General features: G+C 33.2%; 15 protein-coding genes. 13 read left to right on the top strand and 2 right to left on the bottom strand.

Annotated features, from left to right (window positions below; translation table 11 throughout):
- Positions 1-31 precede the first annotated feature (31 nt).
- On the bottom strand, positions 32-283 hold the full coding sequence (locus ACN5J3_RS08635; protein WP_344729879.1) for a type B 50S ribosomal protein L31: 252 nt from the start codon (positions 281-283) through the stop codon (positions 32-34).
- 158 nt (positions 284-441) lie between these two features.
- Here ACN5J3_RS08635 and ACN5J3_RS08630 point away from each other — a divergent pair, with 158 nt between their 5' ends.
- From ACN5J3_RS08630 to ACN5J3_RS08600, 7 genes are all read left to right on the top strand, one after another.
- Positions 442-972 (top strand): DUF4199 domain-containing protein, encoded by a 531-nt coding sequence (locus ACN5J3_RS08630; RefSeq protein WP_418511476.1) that lies wholly within the window; start codon positions 442-444, stop codon positions 970-972.
- Between the two features lie 39 nt (positions 973-1,011).
- Complete coding sequence (locus tag ACN5J3_RS08625) at positions 1,012-1,959, top strand: glycosyltransferase family 2 protein (RefSeq protein ID WP_418511475.1); 948 nt, start codon at positions 1,012-1,014, stop codon at positions 1,957-1,959.
- A 70-nt stretch (positions 1,960-2,029) separates the two neighbouring features.
- Entirely contained in the window at positions 2,030-3,757 is a 1,728-nt protein-coding gene (locus ACN5J3_RS08620) for a phospho-sugar mutase (RefSeq protein ID WP_418511474.1), read from the top strand.
- Positions 3,758-5,587 carry an ABC transporter ATP-binding protein gene (locus ACN5J3_RS08615; RefSeq protein ID WP_418511473.1) on the top strand — a complete coding sequence of 610 codons (1,830 nt, stop codon included), beginning with the start codon at positions 3,758-3,760 and terminating at the stop codon, positions 5,585-5,587.
- Positions 5,588-5,750: 163 nt separating this feature from the next.
- On the top strand, positions 5,751-6,296 hold the full coding sequence (locus ACN5J3_RS08610) for an RNA polymerase sigma factor (protein WP_418511472.1): 546 nt from the start codon (positions 5,751-5,753) through the stop codon (positions 6,294-6,296).
- 19 nt (positions 6,297-6,315) lie between these two features.
- Positions 6,316-6,810 carry a hypothetical protein gene (locus ACN5J3_RS08605; protein ID WP_418511471.1) on the top strand — a complete coding sequence of 165 codons (495 nt, stop codon included), beginning with the start codon at positions 6,316-6,318 and terminating at the stop codon, positions 6,808-6,810.
- Positions 6,811-6,828: 18 nt separating this feature from the next.
- The gene (locus ACN5J3_RS08600; RefSeq protein ID WP_417290062.1) at positions 6,829-7,278 is read left to right on the top strand and encodes a hypothetical protein; all 450 of its coding nucleotides are present in this window, start codon (positions 6,829-6,831) and stop codon (positions 7,276-7,278) included.
- A gap of 28 nt (positions 7,279-7,306) precedes the next feature.
- Here ACN5J3_RS08600 and ACN5J3_RS08595 read toward each other — a convergent pair whose 3' ends face one another.
- Positions 7,307-8,350 carry a WD40/YVTN/BNR-like repeat-containing protein gene (locus ACN5J3_RS08595; protein ID WP_418511470.1) on the bottom strand — a complete coding sequence of 348 codons (1,044 nt, stop codon included), beginning with the start codon at positions 8,348-8,350 and terminating at the stop codon, positions 7,307-7,309.
- A 95-nt stretch (positions 8,351-8,445) separates the two neighbouring features.
- Here ACN5J3_RS08595 and ACN5J3_RS08590 point away from each other — a divergent pair, with 95 nt between their 5' ends.
- The 6 genes from ACN5J3_RS08590 (at position 8,446) to ACN5J3_RS08565 (ending at position 24,309) form a co-directional block, all read left to right on the top strand.
- The gene (locus ACN5J3_RS08590) at positions 8,446-9,660 is read left to right on the top strand and encodes an RsmB/NOP family class I SAM-dependent RNA methyltransferase (RefSeq protein WP_417290060.1); all 1,215 of its coding nucleotides are present in this window, start codon (positions 8,446-8,448) and stop codon (positions 9,658-9,660) included.
- 9 nt (positions 9,661-9,669) lie between these two features.
- Positions 9,670-11,568 (top strand): endonuclease, encoded by a 1,899-nt coding sequence (locus tag ACN5J3_RS08585; RefSeq protein ID WP_418511468.1) that lies wholly within the window; start codon positions 9,670-9,672, stop codon positions 11,566-11,568.
- A 144-nt stretch (positions 11,569-11,712) separates the two neighbouring features.
- The gene (purL, locus tag ACN5J3_RS08580; protein ID WP_418511467.1) at positions 11,713-15,378 is read left to right on the top strand and encodes a phosphoribosylformylglycinamidine synthase; all 3,666 of its coding nucleotides are present in this window, start codon (positions 11,713-11,715) and stop codon (positions 15,376-15,378) included.
- Between the two features lie 36 nt (positions 15,379-15,414).
- Positions 15,415-17,418 (top strand): sensor histidine kinase, encoded by a 2,004-nt coding sequence (locus ACN5J3_RS08575; protein ID WP_418511466.1) that lies wholly within the window; start codon positions 15,415-15,417, stop codon positions 17,416-17,418.
- Between the two features lie 4 nt (positions 17,419-17,422).
- A complete protein-coding gene (locus tag ACN5J3_RS08570) occupies positions 17,423-18,052 on the top strand; it encodes a response regulator (protein ID WP_418511464.1) in 630 nt (209 codons plus the stop codon).
- A gap of 98 nt (positions 18,053-18,150) precedes the next feature.
- The gene (locus ACN5J3_RS08565; protein WP_418511463.1) at positions 18,151-24,309 is read left to right on the top strand and encodes an FG-GAP-like repeat-containing protein; all 6,159 of its coding nucleotides are present in this window, start codon (positions 18,151-18,153) and stop codon (positions 24,307-24,309) included.
- Positions 24,310-24,354: the final 45 nt, after the last annotated feature.

The raw sequence follows: 24,354 nt of genomic DNA, 5'->3' as shown, positions 1-24,354 counted from the left end.
GAAGGCTTTTAAAATATATTTTAGCTGAAACTTATTTTTTAAATTTCGCGTATTTGTTTTTGAATTTATCAATACGACCAGCAGTATCTACTAATTTAGATTTACCAGTGTAATAAGGATGAGATGTTCTAGAGATTTCCATTTTTACTAATGGGTACTCAACACCATCAACTTCTAAAGTTTCGTTTGTATTTGCTGTAGACTTTGTTAAAAACACATCATCATTAGACATGTCTTTAAATGCTACTACTCTATAATTTTCTGGATGTATATCTTTTTTCATCGCTAAACGCTTTATTGTCTTACAAATTTTGAGGTGCAAATTTAAGCGTTTTTTATTAATACACAATACTTTTTTGTTTTTTTTATTTCTCTTATAATCTGTAACGTTTTGGTATATTTGTTTACTAACCAAATATAATCAACTAAAATCACTTAAAAATGGAAAAATCATTAAAATCAATATCAATTAACAACGGGCTTATTTTAGGTTTAATTTTGTCCGTGGTTACTGTTGTAGTATATGCTGTTAACCTAGATTTATTTACAAAATGGTGGCTTGGCATCATATTATTTCTTATTGCTTTTGGATTTGGTATTTACTCTTCTATACAAATTAAAAAACAACAAGGTGGTTTTATTTCATTTAAACAAGCTTTTAGCTCATATTTTATCACTATCGCTATTGGTACTTTAATTTCTACAATTGTTGGGATTATTATTTTTACGTTTGTTGACCCTGAAGCAGCAAAATACTTAAATGAGCAAATTTTGATTATGACAAAAGAAACTATGGAAAGTTTTGGTGCGCCTCAAGAAGTTATTCAACAAAGCTTAATGGAAGCTGAAAAAACTGACAACTTTTCTTTAGCATCTCAACTAAAAGCTTATATCTCTAGATTAGTGTTTTATAGTATATTAGGATTGATTGCTGCTTTAATAGTTAAAAAAAATGACCCTAACGCAGAATAAATTTCATATTTTTGAAACAAGAAATTTGAAATTATCTCAATGAATATATCAGTAGTTATACCACTACTTAACGAACAAGAATCTTTAAAAGAGTTACATGATTGGATTGCAAATGTTATGCAGTCCAATCATTTTTCTTATGAAATCATTTTTATTGATGATGGAAGTACCGATGATTCTTGGAAAATCATACAGCAATTATCTAAAAAAGATAGCAACGTAAAAGGCATTAAGTTTTTAAAAAACTTTGGTAAATCTCAAGCTTTACATGCTGGCTTTGACAAAGCGCAAGGTGATGTTATAATCACCATGGATGCAGATTTGCAAGACAATCCAGAAGAAATACCAGAACTTTATAATATGATTATAAATGAAGGGTTTGATATGGTTTCTGGTTGGAAGAAAAAGCGCTATGATTCTGTAATTAGTAAAAATCTGCCATCAAAATTATTTAATTGGGCTGCTAGAAAAACATCAGGCGTAAAGCTTCATGATTTTAACTGCGGACTCAAATCTTACCATAAAGATGTAACAAAAAACATTGATGTAAACGGCGAAATGCATCGCTACATTCCTGTTTTAGCAAAAACAGCTGGCTTTACTAATATTGGTGAAAAGGTTGTTAAGCATCAAGCAAGAAAATATGGCGAAACTAAATTTGGCATGGATCGGTTTATTCACGGTTTTTTAGACTTAATTACCATATGGTTTATTTCGCGTTTTGGAAAACGTCCTATGCATCTTTTTGGTGCTTTAGGCGTTCTTATGTTTGCTATAGGTTTTGGCTTTTCTTTTTATCTTGGTATAGACAAGCTATTTTTAAACCCTTATGGCAGATTAATCACGCAACGCCCTCAATTTTATATCGCGCTAGCAACTATGATAATTGGAACACAGTTTTTTGTTGCCGGCTTTTTAGGAGAAATTATTCTTCGCTCTAAACAAGATAAAAAACGATACCTTATTAAAGACGAATTAAATTTGTAACGCAATCATTAAAACAAGCTCACACATAGCATGTTAAATTGTTTATTTTTGCATTTTACCAATTGATATTATGACACATATAGAACCTGAATTGTTAGAACGTGCAAACTCATGGCTAACTCCAGTTTTTGACAATGAAACGCAAGATTATATTAAAAACTTAATAGAATCAAACCCTACAGAACTAAAAGAAAGTTTTTATAAAAACCTAGAATTTGGAACCGGCGGTATGCGTGGCATTATGGGTGTTGGCACAAACCGTATTAACAAATATACATTAGGAAAAAACACACAAGGGTTAAGTAATTATCTACATAAAGTCTTCCCTGGAGAATCTATAAAAGTTGCTATCGCTTATGATTGCAGACATAACAGTAATACATTAGCAAAAGTTGTAGCCGATGTATTTTCTGCTAATAACATTGAAGTTTTTCTATTTGAAGATTTAAGAACAACACCAGAGCTATCATTTGCTGTAAAACACTTAAACTGTCACTGCGGTATTGTTCTTACAGCGTCTCATAACCCACCAGAATACAACGGATACAAAGTTTACTGGCAAGATGGTGGACAATTAGTACCACCTCAAGATGGTGCTATCATTTCTGTAATAGAAGCATTAGATTATTCAGAAATTAAATTTGAAGCCAATGAAAAACTAATAACACTTATAGGTAAGGATGTAGACAATGCTTTTATTGATGCTTCTGTAAAAAACGGAAGTTTTACATCTCAAGAAGCTAAAGACAACCTATCTATTGTATTTACATCATTGCATGGTACATCTATAACAACTATCCCAGAAACATTAAAACGTGCTGGTTATAAAAACGTTCATATTGTGGAAGAGCAACGTGAACCAAACGGAGACTTCCCAACTGTAAAATCTCCAAACCCAGAAGAACCTGAAGCACTAAAAATGGCTTTAGATTTAGCAGACAAAGTACAAGCTGATATTGTTATTGGAACAGACCCTGATAGTGACAGACTAGGTGTTGCTGTAAGAGACAACAACAATGAAATGGTTTTGCTTAACGGAAACCAAACGATGGTTGTCATGACAGATTTTTTACTGAAACAATGGCAGAAGAACAACAAATTAAACGGCAATGAGTTTATTGGCTCGACTATTGTATCTACACCAATGATGAAGGAATTGGCTAGTGCCTACAATGTTGAATACAAAGTTGGCCTAACTGGTTTTAAGTGGATTGCCAAAATGATTAAAGACGCACCTAATCAAAATTTTGTTGGTGGTGGCGAAGAAAGTTTTGGTTTTATGGTAGGTGATTTTGTTCGTGATAAAGACGCAGTTACATCTACACTTTTAGCTTGTGAAATTGCTAGTGAAGCAAAAAATAACGGAAGTTCGTTTTACAAAACACTATTAGAGCTTTATGTAAAACATGGCTTATATAAAGAACGTTTAATTTCAATTACAAAAAAAGGAATTCAAGGTGCAGAAGAAATCAAACAAATGATGATAGATGCTAGAGAAAAGCCTTTAAAAGAAGTTAATGGTTCTAAAATTATTAAAATTGAAGATTATCAATTATCGCTTTCTAAAGATATTGTATCAGGTCAAGAAACAGCTATCAGTATTCCAAAATCTAATGTGCTAATTTATTACACAGAAGATGGTAGTAAAATAGCTTTAAGACCAAGTGGTACCGAGCCTAAAATTAAATTTTACATCAGTGTAAATACCGCTTTAGAAACCGTTTCTTCGTTTGCAAATACAGAGAAAGAACTAGAAACAAAAATTGATGCTATCATAAAAGATATGCAGCTTAATTAAATGAAAAAAATAATAAAACAATTACTTCCTTTTATTAAGAAGTTTAAAACACATGTTATCTTAAATGTGTTTTTTAATTTACTTTATGCACTTTTCAGCGCTTTAGCTTTTGTATCATTAATACCTATGCTTAAAGTTTTGTTTGACAAAACAGCAACCGTTACAGAAGCTCCAGTGTGGAATGGCATATTAGATATAAAAGACTACGGCGAGCAATTATTAAACTACAAAGTAAGTAGCTATTTAGAAAATGGTGACTCACAAATGGCTCTTGTTATAGTAATAGCCATAGTAATATCAACATTTCTTCTTAAAAACCTATTTGGTTATTTTGCCATGCAACATATTATGTACTTAAGAAACGGTATTCTTACTGCATTAAGAAAAGATATGTATCAAAAAATAATAAAACTCCCGCTTGGCTTTTATTCAAAAAGACAAAAGGGTGATGTTATGGCTAGAATACTAGGCGATATAAATGAGATGCAAAACTCCTTTTTTATTGTATTAGAGCTAATAGTAAGAGAACCTGCTACAATTATTTTCTCATTAATATTCATGTTTTCTATAAGTTGGCAATTATCAATTTTTGTACTTTGTTTTATACCTCTTGCTGGTTTTTTAATATCAAGAATAGGTAAAAGCTTAAAAAGTAATTCTCTAAAAGCGCAACAAGAATCAGGAAAATTAATATCAATTGTTGAAGAATCTTTAACAGGATTAAAAATAGTAAAAAGCTATAACGCCGAACCTATTTTCACTAACAACTTTACAAAATCAGCAGATAGAATTTTACGCCTATCAAATAAAATTGGTTTAAAAAACAATTTAGCTGGTCCTGTTAGTGAAGTTCTAGGAATCATTACAATAGCTGTTTTGCTTTGGTACGGTGGTAAACTTGTACTTATTGATAATGTTATTGAAGGCACCACTTTTATTGCTTTTATGGGACTAGCTTACGCTATTCTTACACCTGCAAAAGCTATCAGTAAAGCATCATATAAAGTTAAAAACGGTATGGCAGCTGCTGATCGTGTTTTTGAAATTTTACATGAAGAAGACACAATGCCTGATCTAAATAATGCAACCAACATAACAGATTTTACAAACGAAATTTCTATTGAAAACATATCCTTTAAATATGACGACGATTTAGTATTAAAGAATTTTTCAGTAAAAGTTCCTAAAGGAAAAACGGTAGCCCTAGTAGGACAATCTGGAAGTGGTAAAAGTACAATTGCCAATCTAGTAACTAGGTTTTATGATGTAAATGAAGGACATATAAAAGTTGATGGTATAGACATAAAAAATGTTACCAAAAAATCTTTACGAAACCTTATGGGACTTGTAACTCAAGACTCTATTCTATTTAATGACTCTATAAAAAACAACATCCTTATAGGAAAACCTGATGCTTCTGAAGAAGACGTTATAAATGCATTGAAAATCGCTAACGCTTGGGAGTTTGTTAAAGACCTTCCTAATGGTATTGAAACCAATGTAGGTGATGCCGGAAACAATTTCTCTGGCGGACAAAAACAACGTTTAAGCATTGCGAGAGCTGTACTTAAAAATCCACCTATCATGATTTTAGACGAAGCTACTTCTGCCCTAGACACCGAAAGTGAAAAACTAGTACAAGAAGCTCTAGAAAAAATGATGATGAACAGAACCTCAATAGTTATTGCGCATAGACTATCAACAATTCAAAATGCAAATCTTATTGTTGTAATGCAAAAAGGAGAAATTGTTGAACAAGGAACGCATTTAGAATTATTAGCAAAAGATGGTATGTATAAAAAGCTAGTAGAAATGCAAAGCTTTGAATAACATACAACATACTTTAATCAAATAAAAAAGGGCAAAACATTTTAGTTTTGCCCTTTTTTTCTACCAGAACAATAGCTTAATAGATTATTTTTTTTAAAATAAACAGTAACATTATTAAACCATTTAAACTAATTTTAGTCTTACTATAAAAATAGTATTTCGCGTGATTGAAGAAACAGACTTATTAAAAAAACTAAAACAAGCTGAACACAAAAACAGTGCTTTTAATGAGTTGGTTGCGCAATACAAAGAACGTTTATATTGGCATATTCGTCATATTGTAAAAGATCACAATGATACAGATGATGTTTTGCAAAACACCTTTATAAAAATTTATAAAAACATAAACAACTTTAAAGGTGACAGCAAACTGTACTCTTGGATGTATCGTATTGCAACAAATGAGTCGCTAACATTTATTAGTAAACGCGCAAAACAACTTCAAATATCAAATGAAGAAGTGCAAAATCTAGCTATAAAAAACTTAAAAGCTGATGAATACTTTGAAGGAGACGACATTCAATTAAAGTTACAGCAAGCCATTGCTACCTTACCAGAGAAGCAGCAACTTGTTTTTAACATGAGATACTTTCAGGATATGAAATACAAAGACATGTCTGAAATACTTGACACTAGCGAAGGCGCCTTAAAAGCATCTTATCATATTGCAATAAAAAAAATAGAAACATATATTTTAAACCTTTCTTAAAAAAGTAAGTCTTAATATTATGACAAAAAAGCGAATACATAATATCACACAATCAGGATTTAAAACTCCAGACAATTACTTTGATAATTTAGAAAGTAATTTATTAAGTGAGTTAAACCTAAAAAGCAAGGTTGACACACCTGGTTTTAACATGCCTGATGGATATTTAGAAAACTTTAGTGTCTCAATTTCAAAAGAAGAAAAAGAAAAAACTAAAATTATTCCGTTATTTAACAAAAATACTTGGCTCTCTATCTCTAGCATTGCCGCTGTAATCACCCTATTATTTACCTTAAACTTTTCTAATAAAGAAGCTGTAACATTCTCATCATTAGATAATGAAACCATAGAAAGCTACTTATTATTATCTGATGTAGAATCAGCTGAAATAAGTACTCTTATTACAGACCCAACAGTATTAGAAAACGCCATTATGGAAGAAACAGTAAGCGATTCTGCGCTAGAGAATTACTTATATGACGACACAGATATAGAAGATTATATTTTAGAATAAAAAACAAAAAAACAATCCATGAAAAAGATATTTATACTCCTAGTTATAGTCTTTACAAGTTCGTTTGTAAATGCACAAGACCGAATGGATAGAGATGAAAAAATTAAAACTCTCAAAATAGCTTTTATTACAGATGCTTTAAACTTATCAAAAACCGAAGCTCAAAAATTTTGGCCTGTTTACAATAAGTTTGATGAAGAAAATCACGCATTAAGAGAAGCTAGCTACAAAAAAAGAAAAGACGTTGATGTAACAACCATGTCTGAATCTGAAGCAAGTAAATTGCTAGATGACATGCAAAACAGCTACAATAAAAGGCATCAATTATTCTCAAACTACATGAAGGATATACGCAGTATTTTACCTGCCAAAAAAGTTATTATGCTAAAACAAGCTGAAGACAATTTTAAACGTAAAATGTTTGAAGAGTTTAAAAAACGTCGTCACGACAAAAATGATAAACCATAAAAAAAGAGCCACTTGTTGGCTCTTTTTTTTATTCAGTGAAAAGCAGTTTACTTATTCTTCCTTGTCCTGCTGCAAAAGCTGTACTATCATTTAAGAACCTAATGGTATAAAAACCTTCATCGGTTAAGTGTTTCCATGTTGTTCCATTATCATTAGAAAAATCAATTCCCTTAAAACCTACAGCTACAAGTTCTTTTCCAAAACTATTAGGTACATATTGTACACAACTTCTATAACCAGGTTCAGCTCCTTTTGCAACTAATTCCCATGTTTTACCACCATCTACAGTTCGCATTTTATTAGACACGTTAGCTTCTGGTTTTGTATAATCTCCACCAATAGCAAAGCCATTATTTGCATCATAAAAATCTATGGAGTAAATACCTTCTGTATCTTTTTCTTTAACAATTGGTGTATTAAACACTTGCCAAGTAGCACCTTTATCTTCTGAATACAAAATCCTACCAGCTGTTGTAGCAACCCATGTCTTATCTCCTACTATAGCAATATTTGTATTACTTGCGGCAAAAGCACCTTCATTGTTTTCAGACTTTGGCAATTGATCACACGCTATTTTTTTCCAAGTATTGCCTCCATCTCTTGTTATTATAATACTCAAACATTCATCTGTAGTATCACCTATTGCAATACCTTCATTGTCATTCCAAAATGCAAGCGCATCATAAAACACCTTTTCATGAACTTCTTTATAAACCAAATTCATCGCATTTTGTTTTCCTGTTTTAAAAAGCAGCGCAGGATTGGCTATACTTAACATAAAAAAATCATTACTAGTACTTGCTACAGAACGAAAATGAATATCTAAAGAGTCATGTTGTTGTTGAGACACAAACAGCTTATCTTCTGCATCATAATACAATCCAAATGTATTGTTATTAGCAGCAAACGCTAGGTTTCCATCATCTAAAATATCGATTGCTCTAATACTTAATGTAGAATCTTGTAAAACTGTTTTAATTTTTACCGAAGAAAAAGATCGCTCTTTATAAGCAGGTTCCTTTTTACAAGAAGCAACAAAAAAAACTAACATTACCAACAAGAAATATCTCATATTTTTATTTTTTTAAACTAATACAAATCAATATTAAACAAAAAATTCGTGAATTCGTGGCATTTACCATACCTTTGCATGCTTAATTTTTTACAATGCGTTTACACAGAAACTTATGTTTTGCTACAATAGATGGCTTAACACAAATATTTAACGAAGGTCAATACGCTGACAAGGTTATACAACAACTCCTAAAACGAGACAAACGTTGGGGAAGCAGAGATCGTGCTTTTGTTGCCGAAACCACTTACGATATCGTACGCTGGAAAAGGCTTTATGCTGAAATAGCTGATGTTAAAGAGCCTTTCAATAGAGATAATCTTTGGCGTATGTTTGCTGTTTGGGCAACATTAAAAGGTATAAAATTACCTGACTGGAAATATTTTGACAATACACCTTCTAGAAAAATAAAAGGGCGTTTTGATGAGTTATCTAAAATTAGAAAAATCAAAGAATCACTACCTGATTGGTTAGATGAACTTGGAGAAAAAGAATTAGGAAATGACATTTGGACTAAAGAAATTTCTGCTCTAAATGAACAAGCCGATGTAATTTTACGTGTAAACACCTTAAAAACAACCAAAGAAAAACTTCAAGGAGAACTTTTTGATTTAGGTATTGAAACCGAATTCTTAAAAGATTACCCTAATGCGCTTAAACTTAAAGAGCGTGCCAATGTTTTTTCAACTGAAGCTTTTAAAAACGGTTTATTTGAAGTTCAAGATGCTTCATCACAGCTAGTAGCAGATTTTTTAGACATCAAACCTGGTATGCGTGTTGTAGATACCTGCGCTGGTGCTGGAGGAAAAACACTTCACCTAGCTTCTTTAATGGAAAACAAAGGGCAAATTATTGCCATGGATATTTATGCTAATAAGCTAAAGGAGTTAAAGCGAAGAGCCAAAAGAAATGGCGCTCATAACATTGAACCTAGGCATATAGATTCAACTAAAGTTATCAAAAAACTATACGACAAAGCTGATCGTGTTCTTATTGATGCTCCTTGTTCTGGAACTGGTGTTTTAAGAAGAAACCCAGATGCTAAATGGAAGTTAGAGGCATCTTTTTTAGAAAAAATAAAACAAACACAACAAGACATTTTACAACAATATTCTAGAATGGTAAAACCTGGCGGAAAACTAGTTTATGCTACGTGTTCTGTTTTACCTTCAGAAAATCAAAAACAAGTTGACAAATTTTTAACATCCGAGTCTGGAAAAGACTTTACCTTTGTAAAAGATAAAAAAGTTTTAGCTCATGAATCTGGTTTTGACGGATTTTACATGGCTTTATTGGAAAAGAAAAAATAATATATTGTAATGAAACATTTTTACACACTACTTTTAACGCTAATTGCAACAACAACATTTGCTCAAGTTCCCACTGGTTACTATGATTCAGCAACTGGAACTGGATTTACGTTAAAAACACAACTTAAAGAAATTATAGACAACGTAAATGATGGCTTAGATACAGAATATCTACACAACGATCAAGGCTATGATGCTATGGATGCATTTATTGCTAATTATGATATAGATAACTATTATGAAACAGGTAGCAATACTATTTTAGATCCATATTCTGAAAACCCTTCTGGCGCAGACCCTTACAATTTCACACCTGTTACTCAAGAATGTGGCGAATATGACGAAGAAGGAGATTGCTATAATAAAGAGCATGTGATCCCGCAGTCTGTATTTAGCCAGCAACCTCCTATGCGTAGTGATGCTCATGCATTACTTCCAACTGATGGTCGTGTGAATGGTTTTAGAAATAATTACCCTTTTGGCGTTGTTAATAACTCGCAATTAGTGTCACAAAGCAGTATATCAAATCCAACTCAAAATGGTTCTAAACTTGGTAATAATTTAAACAGCGGATATTCTGCTGGATATACAGGTATTGTTTTTGAGCCTATTGATGAGTTTAAAGGAGATATAGCAAGAATTTATTTTTACTTTGCTACACGCTATGAAGATCAAATTTCTGGCTGGGGAAGCTATGCTATGTTTAATGGAACATCAAATATTGTTTTTGATAATACATTTTTAAATATTCTTTTAGAGTGGCACAACATGGATCCTGTATCTCAAAAAGAAATAGATAGAAACAATGATATTTTCTATAACCACAATCAGTCTAACAGAAACCCATACATAGATCACCCAGAATATGTTGCTTTAGTTTGGAACCCAACACCAGACAATGAAGTTCCTTCTACTCCAACAAATCTTGTTGCCTCTAATCCTACAGGCAATAGCATTGATTTATCTTGGAATGCATCTACTGATAATATTGCTGTAGTATCTTATGATATTTATATTGATGGTGTTAATTCTCTAAATACAACATCTACATCATTTACTGTAACTGGATTATCATCAAACACTGAATATTGCTTCACCATAAAAGCAAAAGATGCAGCTGGTAACGAATCTAGTTTTAGTAATCAAGCTTGTGAAACTACAACAGATAATGGCTCTTCTGAAGGTGGCGTTGACTTATTCTTTTCTGAATACATAGAAGGAAGCGGCACAAATAAAGCTTTAGAAATAGCAAATTTCACTGGTTCAAATATTACTGACTTATCTGCTTACACACTAAAAATAAGCTTTAATGGTAACGCATCTTGGGCCAATGTTTATAGCTTTCCAAGCAATGCTATAATCAATAATGAAGATGTATATGTCATTGCCAACGGATCTTCTACTGTTTGTACTTCTGAATATGACGACTTAAATAACAGCATTACATCATTTAACGGAAATGATGCCATAGGTCTTTTTAAAAATGACGTTCTAATAGATATTCTAGGAGATTTTAATAGTGATGCTGATTATGCAAAAGATGTAACTTTGGTTAGAAAACCAACGGTTTCTGAACCAACAACCACTTTTAATATTGCTGAATGGGATTCATTTCCTCAAAACGATTGTACTGATTTAGGAGACCATACACAAACATTAAGCACAATAGATTTCAATATCGCTAACATAGGTATTTATCCTAACCCGGTAAAAAACATATTAAATATCAAACTTGCTAACCAGCAAGAAACTCAAATAGATATTTTTAATGTATTAGGTAAAAAAGTTCTCTCAAAAACTATTTACAACTCAAGCACTATAAACACGCAAGAGTTAACAAGTGGTATTTACATTATGAAAATAAAACAAGGCAATGCCTCAATAAGTAAAAAGCTTATTAAAAAATAACAGCAAAAGCGACTCTAACGAGTCGCTTTTTTTATAGTTAATAACCGCGTGAATAACTCAATAATATCCTGTGATTTTTATCATTAAAATATTAATGAAAAGCATTAAATTTGCCTTTTTAAACAACACAAACTAACATATACAATGATTCATTTCTTCGGAAACCAAAACAGTAAAGTTTTTGCTGTTCAAGCAACAAAAGAATTATCTACCGATACAATTACAAAATTAGTATGGGTATTTGGCAACCAGCCTAAAATAGAGCAAGCATCATTAGATGCTTTTTTTGTTGGCCCACGTGCAGCCATGATAACACCTTGGAGTACAAACGCAGTTGAAATCACCCAAAACATGGGCATTGAAGGGATTATTCGCATTGAAGAGTTTCAATCTGTTTCTGAAGATTTCAAAGATTACGACCCTATGATTTCTCAAAAATATAAGGGTTTACATCAAGACAGCTTTATAATCAATATTGAGCCTGAAGCTATAAAAAACATTGAGGATATTGCTACTTACAATAAGCAAGAAGGTTTAGCCTTAAATGATGAAGAGGTTGAATACCTAAATAATCTTTCTAAAAAATTAAGCAGACCACTTACCGATTCTGAAGTATATGGTTTTGCTCAAATCAATTCAGAGCACTGTCGCCACAAAATATTTAACGGCACGTTTGTTATTGATGGTGAGGAAAAACCGATGTCACTCTTTAAAATGATTAGAGAAACATCAAACAAAAATCCTAACGATATTGTTTCTGCTTATAAAGATAATGTGGCTTTTATAAAAGGCCCAAAAGTGGAACAATTTGCACCAAAACGTGCCGATATTCCTGATTTTTACGAGACAAAAGACTTCGATTCGGTAATTTCAATAAAAGCCGAAACACACAACTTCCCTACTACGGTTGAGCCTTTTAACGGTGCTGCAACAGGTTCGGGTGGTGAAATTCGCGACCGTTTAGCTGGTGGAAAAGGGTCTATTCCTTTAGCCGGAACTGCAGTTTACATGACGTCTTATTCGCGTTTAGAAGAAAACCGTCCTTGGGAACAAGCGGTTAAAGAGCGTGATTGGTTATACCAAACTCCAATGGATATTTTAATAAAAGCCAGTAATGGTGCTTCAGATTTTGGTAACAAATTCGGACAACCACTTATTACAGGTTCGGTATTAACGTTTGAACATGAAGAGGAAGCTCGCAAACTTGGGTTTGACAAAGTGATTATGCTTGCAGGTGGTATTGGCTATGGTAAAGCTGACCAAGCCCTTAAAGACACTCCAAAAAAAGACGACAAAGTCGTTATTCTTGGTGGTGAAAACTACCGTATTGGTATGGGCGGCGCAGCAGTTTCTAGTGCCGACACAGGTGAGTTTGAATCGGGTATCGAGCTTAATGCCGTACAACGTTCTAATCCTGAAATGCAAAAACGTGCTGCAAATGCAGTTCGTGGCATGGTAGAAAGTGACGAAAACTTTATCGTTTCTATTCACGATCATGGTGCTGGTGGTCACTTAAATTGTTTAAGTGAATTGGTTGAAGATACTGGCGGACACATTGATTTAGATAAATTACCAGTTGGAGACCCAACACTTTCTGATAAAGAAATTATTGGTAACGAGTCGCAAGAGCGTATGGGACTTGTAATTGCTGAAAAGCATTTAGAAACCTTACAAAAAATTGCTGATAGAGAACGTTCGCCAATGTACACAGTTGGTACAGTTACTGGCGATCATAGATTTACATTCGAGTCTAAAACCAAAGGCAACAAACCTATGGATTTAGCTATGGAAGATATGTTTGGAAGCTCGCCAAAAACAATAATGACAGATAGCACGGTTACACGAAACTATACTGATGTAGCTTACAATAAAGATAAATTTTACGATTATTTAGATCAACTTTTACAATTGGAAGCCGTGGCTTGTAAAGATTGGTTAACAAACAAAGTAGACCGTTGTGTTGGTGGTAAAGTAGCCAAACAACAATGTGTTGGCCCATTACAAATACCATTAAACAACGTAGGCGTCATGGCTTTAGACTTTAAAGGAAAAGAAGGTATTGCTACATCTATTGGGCACTCGCCTATTTCTGGATTAATAGATCCGGTTGCAGGTAGTAGAAATTCTATCACCGAAGCCTTAACCAACATTATTTGGGCGCCTTTAAAAGACGGCTTAAAAAATGTATCACTTTCTGCAAACTGGATGTGGCCTTGTAAAAACGAAGGTGAAGATGCGCGTTTATACGAAGCTGTACAAGCAGTTTCTGAATTTGCTATTGGTTTAGGTGTGAATGTTCCAACAGGGAAAGATTCCCTATCTATGAAGCAAAAATATGCTAATGAAGAAGTTATTTCTCCTGGAACAGTTATCATTTCTGCTGGTGCAAACTGTACGGATATTACCAAAATAGTTGAACCTGTTTTACAAAAAAATGCTGGTGATATTTATTACATCAACTTATCACAAGATAACTTTAAATTAGGAGGTAGCTCATTTGCTCAAGTAGTAAATAAAATCGGTAACGAAGCGCCAACGGTTAAGAGTGCCGATTATGTAAAAACCGTTTTTAACACCATTCAGCAATTAATTTTAGATGAAAAAATTGTTGCAGGGCATGATGTAGCTTCAGGTGGATTAATAACGACACTTCTTGAATTATGCTTTGCTGATAATAATTTAGGTGCCGAATTAGATTTATCTGCTTTAGCTGAAAATGATTCGTTTAAATTATTATTTGCTGAAAATGCAGGGCTTGTTATTCAAGCTGCTGATGCTTCTATTGAAACAGTTTTAGCTGAAGCTAATATTGAATTTTTCAACATAGGAAACGTAACGGATGCTGATGTTTTAAGCATTATTAATGGTACTGATGTATTTACTATGACTATTTCGCGTTTGCGTGATATGTGGTATAAAACGTCGTTTTTACTTGATCAAAAACAAACAGCAAACGGTTTAGCAAAAGACCGTTTTGATAATTACAAAAATCAACCTTTACAGTTTGAATTTCCAAAGCATTTTACAGGAAAACTTCCTGAAATAAACAACCACAATCCTAGACCTAAAGCAGCCATACTTCGTGAAAAAGGAAGTAACTCTGAACGTGAAATGGCAAATGCTATGTATTTAGCTGGTTTTGATGTGAAAGATGTGCATATGACCGATTTAATTTCGGGGCGTGAAACTTTAGAAGATATTCAATTTTTAGGTGCTGTTGGTGGTTTCTCAAACTCTGATGTTTTAGGTTCTGCAAAAGGTTGGGCTGGCGCTATTAAGTACAACGAAAAAGCAAATGAAGTTATTAAAAACTTCTTTGAAAGAGAAGATACACTTTCGGTTGGTATTTGTAACGGTTGCCAACTTTGGATGGAGTTAGATTTAATAAATCCAGACCATGAGCAGCATGGTAAAATGACATATAACAATTCTCATAAACACGAAAGTTCATTTACATCTGTAAAAGTTCAAGAGAACAATTCTGTGATGTTATCATCATTAGCAGGTAGCACTTTAGGTGTTTGGATTTCGCATGGAGAAGGTAAATTTAGCCTTCCATACTCTGAAGACAAATACCATATTGTAGCAAAATATGGTTATGCTGAGTATCCTCATAATCCAAATGGTTCAGATTTCAACACCGCTATGATGACTGATAAAACAGGGCGTCATTTAGTAACTATGCCGCATATTGAGCGTTCAACATTTCAATGGAACTGGGCCAATTACCCTAATGGACGTAAAGATGAAGTTTCTCCTTGGTTAGAAGCCTTTGTGAATGCTAGACTTTGGATTGAGAATAAAAAATAATTTATCAAAATAAAACTAATCACATATTGTTTATTTATGGTGTCTTGGCTTAATTACAGTCAAGACACTATAAATAGCATACACCTTCAAAGTGATTTAAATCGTCTTAATAACTCAAATGAAAAACTAAATTTATTAAGCGAACTTCTAACAAACGGTTCCATAATTAATGACAGCGTTTCTGCCAATATAATTGCTAAATATAGAGCCGTTGCTATAGAAACTAAAAATTGGGACAGTGCTTTACTTTACACAAATAAATTAGCAAACTACTATATTTTTAAGGCACTTGAGCATCAAAAAGCATTCGATTTTTGCAAAAGCATGTATCCTAACCTAGAGGCTTGCAGCAATGATAAAGAAATTGCTAGCTTTTATATAAACTATGCCGAAGCTGCAACTTACCTTCAAAAGTATAGAAAGTCATTAGAAATTTTAAATGAAAGCATATCCATGTTTGAAGTAAGTAAAGATTCTTCGCTTCATGAGTTTGGTTATGCGTATTTAAAAGCAGGAGAAAACAGCACTAAAGTAAATAGTATATCTGAAAGTGCCGCCTATTTTAAAAAAGCAGGCGAGCTTTTTTCATTTCAAAAAGACACATTGTTTTACTTATGGACTCAAAATGGTTTAAGTACACTTTTTAGTAATAATGGCTTGTATGACGAAGCTGAAGAAGCCAGAAAACCCATATATAATCTTGGTGCTTCTATCAACGAAAAGCAAGTGGTTGCAATGGCTCATGTTCGTGCCGCAATTGATGCGTCTATAAAAAATAATACTGAAGAAGAATTATACCATACAGAACTTGCTTTAAAAAACATAAGTACCAGTTCTGATGTTAGTGAAATTGTAAATATTTTAATTTTATCATCTGCTGTTAGTACTTATGCTAGACAAAATAACATTGAACTTTCAAATAAGTATTTAAAAAAACTAAACACAAAAATAAATAGTATTACCAATAGCGCTTTTTTAAATAGTTACTACACACTTGCGCGTGCATATAACGCGAATGCTAATGGTAAATATGAGCTAGCAGAAACATATGTAAATACCATAATTTCGTCAATAAAAAACTCTCATGAAGCTTCAAACCTCTTGCAACTAGAGCATTTGCTTGCCTTAATAAATGAGAATAAAGGGCAATCAAAAAAAGCACTTAATCATTATAAAAAATTTGTCCGCATTAAAGACTCTGTAGATAAGGCTGCATCTAGAAAAAAGTTTGCCTATGTGCAATCGCTTTTTGAGTCAGAAAAAAAGGATTTAGAAATTTCTAAACAACAAAAAAATATTGCCCTACTATCTGCTGAAAACAAATTAAAAAACCAATGGCTACTTTTTGGTGGCATTGCCATATTTGCTCTTTTTTTAATTGCTTATTTATGGCGTTCTAAAAAGTTTTTAAAAAGAAAAGAAGCATTACAAAAGCAATTTTCTCAAAATTTAATAAAAAATATTGAGCAAGAGCGCAAACGCATATCTAGCGAGTTACATGATGGTATTGGTCAAAACTTACTACTCATAAAAAACAGGTTTCAACAAACAGAAAACCCAAAAGACAACAACGATATAACACTTGTAGATGATACCATAAATGATGTTCGTAATATTTCTCATAGGCTTCATCCTTTTAGATTTGAAAAGTTAGGACTCATAGCATCATTAAAACACACAATAGAAACATTTCAAAAAAGCTCTAAAATATTTTATTCTGAAGCTATAGAAACTCCAAAAACGTCTATACCTAAAGACAAAGAAATTTACATATATAGAATGATTCAAGAATGCTTGAATAATGTAGAAAAACATTCACAAGCAAAAGCTTGCAAAGTAAGTTTGTTTGAAAACGATTCTCACCTTATATTTGAAGTAAAGGATAATGGTATTGGGTTTAACGTATCTCAAAACACTGATTTACTTGATAGTTTAGGAATGAAAACATTAAAAGAACGCGCCAAACTTATTGATGCTACTCTTACCATTAACTCTAATAAAAACAAAGGAACAACGATAAAAATAAGCGTCCCAAAATAACGTTATGCCTACAAAACTCATACTTGCAGATGACCATCCATTATTACTTAATGGAACAAAAGAGTTTTTAGAAAAACTAGGATATCATATTATTTACACAGCTATTGACGGACAAGAAGCTTACAACAGCATAATAAAGCTTAATCCTGATATTGCTATTCTAGACTTTGATATGCCTAAACTTAACGGTCTAGAAATCGCTGAAGAAATAGTTAGAAAAAATATTACTACAAAAATTATTATTCTAACACTTCACAAACAAGAAGCCCTTTTAAATGAAGTTGGAAAATCTATTCATGCGTATATTACTAAAGATAGTGCCATGCAGGAGCTTGAGGCATGTATAAACACTGTTAAGTCTGGTAAAACATACATCAGTTCAAAATTAAGCAACTCTATACATTTTGACACGAGCAACAGCGAAAATTTTGAACTTACGGTTAGTGAAATAAAAATCCTTAAATACCTCAACGAAAACTTAAGTAGCAACCAAATAGCTGAAGAATTATTTATTTCAAAACGTACTGTTGAAAAACACCGAAGCAATATTATAAAGAAACTAAATTTAGACTCTTCAAACCAAAATGCCTTGATTATTTGGTTAAAAAATAATCCAGAAATTTTTAACAAATAAACTCAAAAACGTCTTGCTTACTACGTAGACCTACGTATTGAATACCAACCTCATTGTGATTAGTTTAGCATTTCCTATAGAACCTAAACACACACTAAATGAAAAAGCTACTACTATCATTCACGTTAGTCTTTACAATAAGTATATCAGCTCAAAACACTATTTATGTAGATGTTAATGTTTCTGGCGGAAACAATGACGGCACATCTTGGACTAATGCATATGAGCACTTAACAGACGCTTTAAATGCAGCCAACAATTATGATGAAATACGCGTTGCACAAGGAAATTACTATCCAGATTTAGGAGCTATCCAAACCGATAACGACCGTTCTAGTTATTTTTTGTTAAACAAAAACTATGTTAATCTTTTGGGCGGTTACAATGCCAGCAATAACTCAAGAGACACAGAACTCTACCCTACCATTCTAAATGGTGATATACAACAAAACAATAATGAACAAGACTTTGTTTATACCATTTTTTGGGCATCTGGCGACTACAATGTTATAGACGGTTTTACAATTACAAATAGCAACGCTGATAATTCAGGTGGTTATGGAAGTAATGAGGGCGGAGGCATGTTTGCACGAGGTGCAAACGCTACCGTTATTTCAAATTGCAAGTTCATAAATAATAAAGCAATAAACACTACTTCTTACAACGCCAAAGGTGGCGCTATATATATTGTAGAAATTGAACCAGGAAGCTTAATAATAAGAGACTGTACTTTTGAAACAAACATGGCAAACGAAGGTGGTGCTATTTATAACAACACCTTAAACTGGGACTATGGAGGTCCTATTATTGATAATTGTACGTTTTCATCAAATACAGCAAGTAGAGGAGGCGCTTTTTATATGGGGACAACAGAAGGCACAGTTATTAAAAATTCAATTTTTGACGGCAACTCTTCAGGTTCAGGTGGTGGAGCTATTTATACTAGTGGAAACAGTAGTTTACCACCTGTTATAGAAAATTGCTCTTTTACTAACAATTCACATATAGCAAATAATGGTATAAGTGGTTCTGCTATTTATTTCAATGGTACAGACGCAACAATATCAAAAAGTAATTTTTCTGGTAATTCATCTGTACATAGTTTAGGCTCTGTAATTAATCCATATGGTAACATTCTTATTGACAAGTGTCAATTCTCTAACAATAGCATACCTTATATTATAAATTTAAACGAGAATAAAACACTAACAATAACAAACACGCTTTTTAACGACAATGCTTCTATTGCTTTAAGTAATGGAAATGGAATAATTAATATTTCCAATTCTTCGTTTTCAAACAATAGCACTGCCTTACGCTTAAATGCTACCAATGGAAATACTTTATACAATTCTATTATTTGGAATAACACAACCAATATTCAAAGCTTTAATGGTATTGCAGACACAAATATTATACAAGGTGGTTATAGTAACGGAACAAATATTCTGGATACCAATCCCCTTTTTGTTGATGAAACCAATCAAAATTATAGATTACAAAGTTCGTCTCCAGCCATTGACTTTGGAAACAATTCTTATAATAACGGCTTAAGAGACTTAGACAATAATTTAAGATTGGCTGGTAATAACACAGATTTAGGAGCTTACGAGCACGGAGCATCTGAATGTCCTACATTTAGCAACAATGTTATGTATGTCAACGCTAACAATACAAGTGGTTATCAAGATGGCAGTTCATGGGCTTATGCGTTTTCGTCATTACAAAACGCTTTGGATATGTACAACTCAAATTGTGGTACTACGGCACAAGAAGTTTGGGTAGCACAAGGAACCTATTATCCAGATGATGGTAACAACCAAATAGCTGGTAATCGTGATGAATCATTTCATCTTCCTGAAGATATAATAATACTTGGAGGGTTTAGTGGCACTGAAACTAGTTCTGACCAAAGAGATTGGGAAAATAATATAACTGTTTTAAGTGGAGACATTAACGCTCCAAACGAAATGAATGACAACAGCTATAATATCATTAAAACAACAAACGTAGGCAACAATATGCTATTAGATGGTTTTACCATTGAAAAAGGAAATGCTGTAAAAATTTCAACCTATGGTCAAAGAGCTGGCGCTTGGTTAAACAGAACTACTTTAAGTGGTAATAACTCTACTCCAAATGTAAAAAACTGTATCTTTCAAAACAACCAATCTTCAACATCTGCTGGAGCACTGTTTTTAGATGGCGTTACCGGAAGTACAGTAGGTATAAATCTTGAATACTGTACATTTAAAGACAATTCCTCTACAGGTGGAACTAGTGGTAATGGTGGTAATGGCGGAGCTATAACTATCGAAACGTTCTCTGGTGAAGCCACTTTAAATGTAAATATTGAAAACTGCATTTTTAATGACAACTCAGCAAATCAAAACGGAGGTGCTATTTGGTCAAGACAAAACACTAATGATGATGGTGTTCTAAACATCACAAACAGTTTATTTTATGGTAACATAGGAATAGGTGGTGGAATAAGCATATTAGATAATGGTGTAACAACCTATAATATCGTTAACTGCACATTAACAGAAAATCATGGCGACTCTGAAGCTGGAGCTGGCATTAGAGTTTGGAACGGAACTACAGCAACAGTAAATGTTCACAATTCAATTATTTGGGACAATACAAGGGCAAATGATCCAGAGAACACGCAATTAAACACACAAATCTACGCTCCTAATTCAAACACAACCCATTGTATTATAAACAACATTTACAATACCAACTCAAATTCATCTAACGACCCTTTGTTTGTTGATGCTTTAAATAAAAACTTTAGAGTTTCGGTAACCTCAAACGCTATTGATTCAGGTCTTTCATCACATAACAATACAACATATGATTTAGATGGTAATGAGCGTATTATTGGCTCTAATATTGACAGAGGTGCTTATGAGTTTGATTCTTGTATTGGCTCACCTAATGTTCTTTATGTAAATGCTAGTGCAACTGGCGCAAATGATGGAAGCAATTGGAGCAACGCATTCACGAGCCTACAAGATGCTATCAACAATGCTTTATGCGCTAATGAGATATGGGTAGCATCTGGCACATACAAACCAGGTTTACTTGAAACTGACAGTTTTACAATTCCTAGTAACATAACCCTTCTCGGAGGATTTGATGCTACAGAAACTTCAGCCAATGAACGTAACTGGGCAGAAAACCTAACGATACTTTCAGGTGATTTAAACAATGACAACACGCCAAATTCAGGAGACTCTCACAGCATCATAACCTTAAACGAAAACAATGCTACATTAGATGGGTTTATCATTGAAAACGGCTATGCCGATGACGACTCTGACAACACGCAAGTAGCCATAGGTCGTACTGGAGCTGGTATTTATATTAGAAATGCTGAAAACATCAACATAAACAACTGCATCTTTAAAAATAATATCGCCTACGGAAACGGAATCGATAATGGTGTTGGTGGTGCCATAATAAATTTTGGCAACAGTGCAACTACAACAACTATTACCAATAGTCTGTTTTTTGACAATATAGCAACTGCTGGTGGTGGCGCAATTTCAGCCGAAAGTGGTAACCTTACAACGGTAAATTGTACTATAGCAAACAACACGGCGTCTCACGGTGGTGGCATTCATACATTTGCTGGTAACGTTACGGCTACAAATAGCATATTCACTAACAACAGTGGTAGCAACGGAAACATAAACAATGGAGGAACAAATACTTCTGTTGTGTCGCATTGTTTATTCTTTAATAATACATCAGGAAATAATGGTAACATTCCATCAGGTATAAATGATGGTGGTAATAACATTGAAAACACAGACCCTATATATACAAGTGGATTCAAATTAACAGATTATTCTATTGCTATTAATGCGGGCGAAAACAGTAGTACAAACCAAACTCTAGATTTAGCTGGAAACCCTAGAATATCTAACGTAATTATCGATTTAGGCGCCTATGAGTACTTCAACGCTAATATTGGAATAGCAAAATCTGCCACAGTAAACAGTAACTCTGTAACTTTTGATTATTACATTGAAAATTTAGGGTTGGAAAATTTATCTGATTTAAGTATTACTGAAGATCTAGACATGGTTTTTGGTTCTGGAAATTACAGCATATCTTCACCATTAGCACTTATTGACAACCCAGGAAGCTTATCTATAAATAATAACTTTAATGGTACTACAGATACTGAAATATTTAATTCAGGAAGCGCCTTGTCCTCTGGTGACACAGCCCAAATACAACTAGTTATTGAAGTCACAAACATTACAGATCAAGGCAATGGCGAAGGAGAATATAGCACACAAAATACTATTAATGCTAACTTTGGTTCAGTAATAGTAACGGATCTTTCTGATTCAGGAACAGATCCAGACCCTAATGGAGATGGAAATCCTAACCATAGTGGTGAAAATGACCCAACACTATTTACAGTGACGCCACTTCCTTCTATCTTTACTGAAGTTACACCTAGTACATTGCCAGCATTACATTCTTCTTCTGTAGCTTGGGGAGATTATAATAACGATGGCTTTTTAGATATTCTTATGTCTGGACACATTGGTTCTGGTAGCGTTGCAAGAATTTATAAAAACAATGGAGACGGTACATTCTCTTACCTAAACAATCCGCTTTCTCCTGGAAACTTTACTGGTATTCAATTACCTAATGCTAGCTGGGGAGATTATGACAACGATGGTGATCTTGATATTATAATAGCTGGAAGAAGATCTTCAAACTTCAACCCTACAACAAGTATTTATACAAATAATGGTAATGATACTTTTACCGAATTAACTACGCATGGCTTACCAGGAGTTATAGATGCATCTATAACTTGGGGAGACTATGATAATGATGGTGATTTAGATATCTTATTAACCGGAGACACAACCTTATCTTCTAGCGGTGGTGAAATAACCAAAGTTTATAAAAATAATGGCAACGGAACATTTAGTGAAGAAACAGCTGCAATACTTCCTGTTGTTACAAAAAGTAAAGCTACTTGGACTGACTTTAACAACGATGGTTATCTTGATATTTTATTAGCTGGAGATACAACAGTAACTAGTGGTGGTGGTATTTCTTCAATATACTTAAACAATCATGATGGTAGTTTTACCGAGTTAACAACAGCAAACCTAACAGGTGTTGATAGCTTTTCAGCTATTGCTTGTGCTGATTATAATAACGATGGCTATATAGATATCATGATTTCTGGATTTAATGCAAGTACCAGAACAACAAAAATATTTACCAACAACGCAGGTAGTTCATTTACAGAACTTGTAAACCCTGTTAATGGAACCCAACCTTTTCCACAAACAACACATGTATCATTAGCTTGGGGAGATTATAACAATGATGGTAATATAGACATACTGCTGTCAGGCGCTGCTACAGGATTAGGTCTTATTTCTGAAATTTACACCAACAATGGCGATAGCACATTTAGCAAATTAGACATAAACTTAAATGGTGTTTTTCAATCTTCATTTGCTTGGGGAGATTATGATAACGATGGCGATTTAGATCTTATAGCAACAGGAAAAGATACCACTTCAGGACCTTCTGACCAAGGACAGTTTACGGCTATATACAAGAACAATACTATTACAAGTAATACTATTGAAGCAAACACAATCCCATCAGCACCTACAAATGTATCGTCAGTAATTAATAGTAATCAAACCATTACAATTACTTGGAATACAGCTTCAGATAACGAAACACCAAATTCTGGATTAAGCTATAATATATTAATTAAAGAAAATCCAATAGGTAGCCCAGAACATGTAATAAGTCCAATGGCTCAAGAAAATAATGGATGGCGCAAAATTGCTCAATACGGAAACACCATGTTAAACAATAGTTTTACTTGGAATATACCAGATAACTATCTAGGTGAAAACACACAATTTACAGTCAAAGTACAAGCTATTGATAATGCTTTTGCTGGATCTCCATTTTCTGATGCACACACAATCAACTTAAATACATTAAACACACATAATAATTATTTTAAAGAATTGAGTATTTACCCTAACCCTGTAAAAGATGTTCTAAATATCAAAACTTCTAGTCAGGAATACAGTTATCATTTATACAACATTCAAGGACAAGAGGTTTTTAAAGCAAATAACCAAACTTCAAAAACCATTGATGTTTCAAAACTACCATCTGGAATATACATTTTAAAACTCTCTGATGGAGACAAATCACAAAGTTTTAAAGTCATTAAACAAAATTAAAAGAGGCTATTAATCAATTACCTTAAGAGGTCAAGATTTTAAAAT

Origin of the sequence: Corallibacter sp. (assembly GCF_048381695.1) — a bacterium.
In the GTDB taxonomy this organism is placed as follows: domain Bacteria; phylum Bacteroidota; class Bacteroidia; order Flavobacteriales; family Flavobacteriaceae; genus Corallibacter; species Corallibacter vietnamensis.
This window is presented reverse-complemented; position numbering and strand designations above follow the sequence as displayed.

Coding starts and splice junctions, on each gene's coding strand:
- ACN5J3_RS08565 (WP_418511463.1), top strand. CDS start 18,151: ATGAAAAAGCTACTACTATCATTCACGTTAGTCTTTACAATAAGTATA.
- ACN5J3_RS08600 (WP_417290062.1), top strand. CDS start 6,829: ATGAAAAAGATATTTATACTCCTAGTTATAGTCTTTACAAGTTCGTTT.
- ACN5J3_RS08590 (WP_417290060.1), top strand. CDS start 8,446: ATGCGTTTACACAGAAACTTATGTTTTGCTACAATAGATGGCTTAACA.
- ACN5J3_RS08605 (WP_418511471.1), top strand. CDS start 6,316: ATGACAAAAAAGCGAATACATAATATCACACAATCAGGATTTAAAACT.
- ACN5J3_RS08620 (WP_418511474.1), top strand. CDS start 2,030: ATGACACATATAGAACCTGAATTGTTAGAACGTGCAAACTCATGGCTA.
- purL (WP_418511467.1), top strand. CDS start 11,713: ATGATTCATTTCTTCGGAAACCAAAACAGTAAAGTTTTTGCTGTTCAA.
- ACN5J3_RS08575 (WP_418511466.1), top strand. CDS start 15,415: ATGGTGTCTTGGCTTAATTACAGTCAAGACACTATAAATAGCATACAC.
- ACN5J3_RS08625 (WP_418511475.1), top strand. CDS start 1,012: ATGAATATATCAGTAGTTATACCACTACTTAACGAACAAGAATCTTTA.
- ACN5J3_RS08630 (WP_418511476.1), top strand. CDS start 442: ATGGAAAAATCATTAAAATCAATATCAATTAACAACGGGCTTATTTTA.
- ACN5J3_RS08595 (WP_418511470.1), bottom strand. CDS start 8,350: ATGAGATATTTCTTGTTGGTAATGTTAGTTTTTTTTGTTGCTTCTTGT.
- ACN5J3_RS08570 (WP_418511464.1), top strand. CDS start 17,423: ATGCCTACAAAACTCATACTTGCAGATGACCATCCATTATTACTTAAT.
- ACN5J3_RS08635 (WP_344729879.1), bottom strand. CDS start 283: ATGAAAAAAGATATACATCCAGAAAATTATAGAGTAGTAGCATTTAAA.
- ACN5J3_RS08585 (WP_418511468.1), top strand. CDS start 9,670: ATGAAACATTTTTACACACTACTTTTAACGCTAATTGCAACAACAACA.
- ACN5J3_RS08615 (WP_418511473.1), top strand. CDS start 3,758: ATGAAAAAAATAATAAAACAATTACTTCCTTTTATTAAGAAGTTTAAA.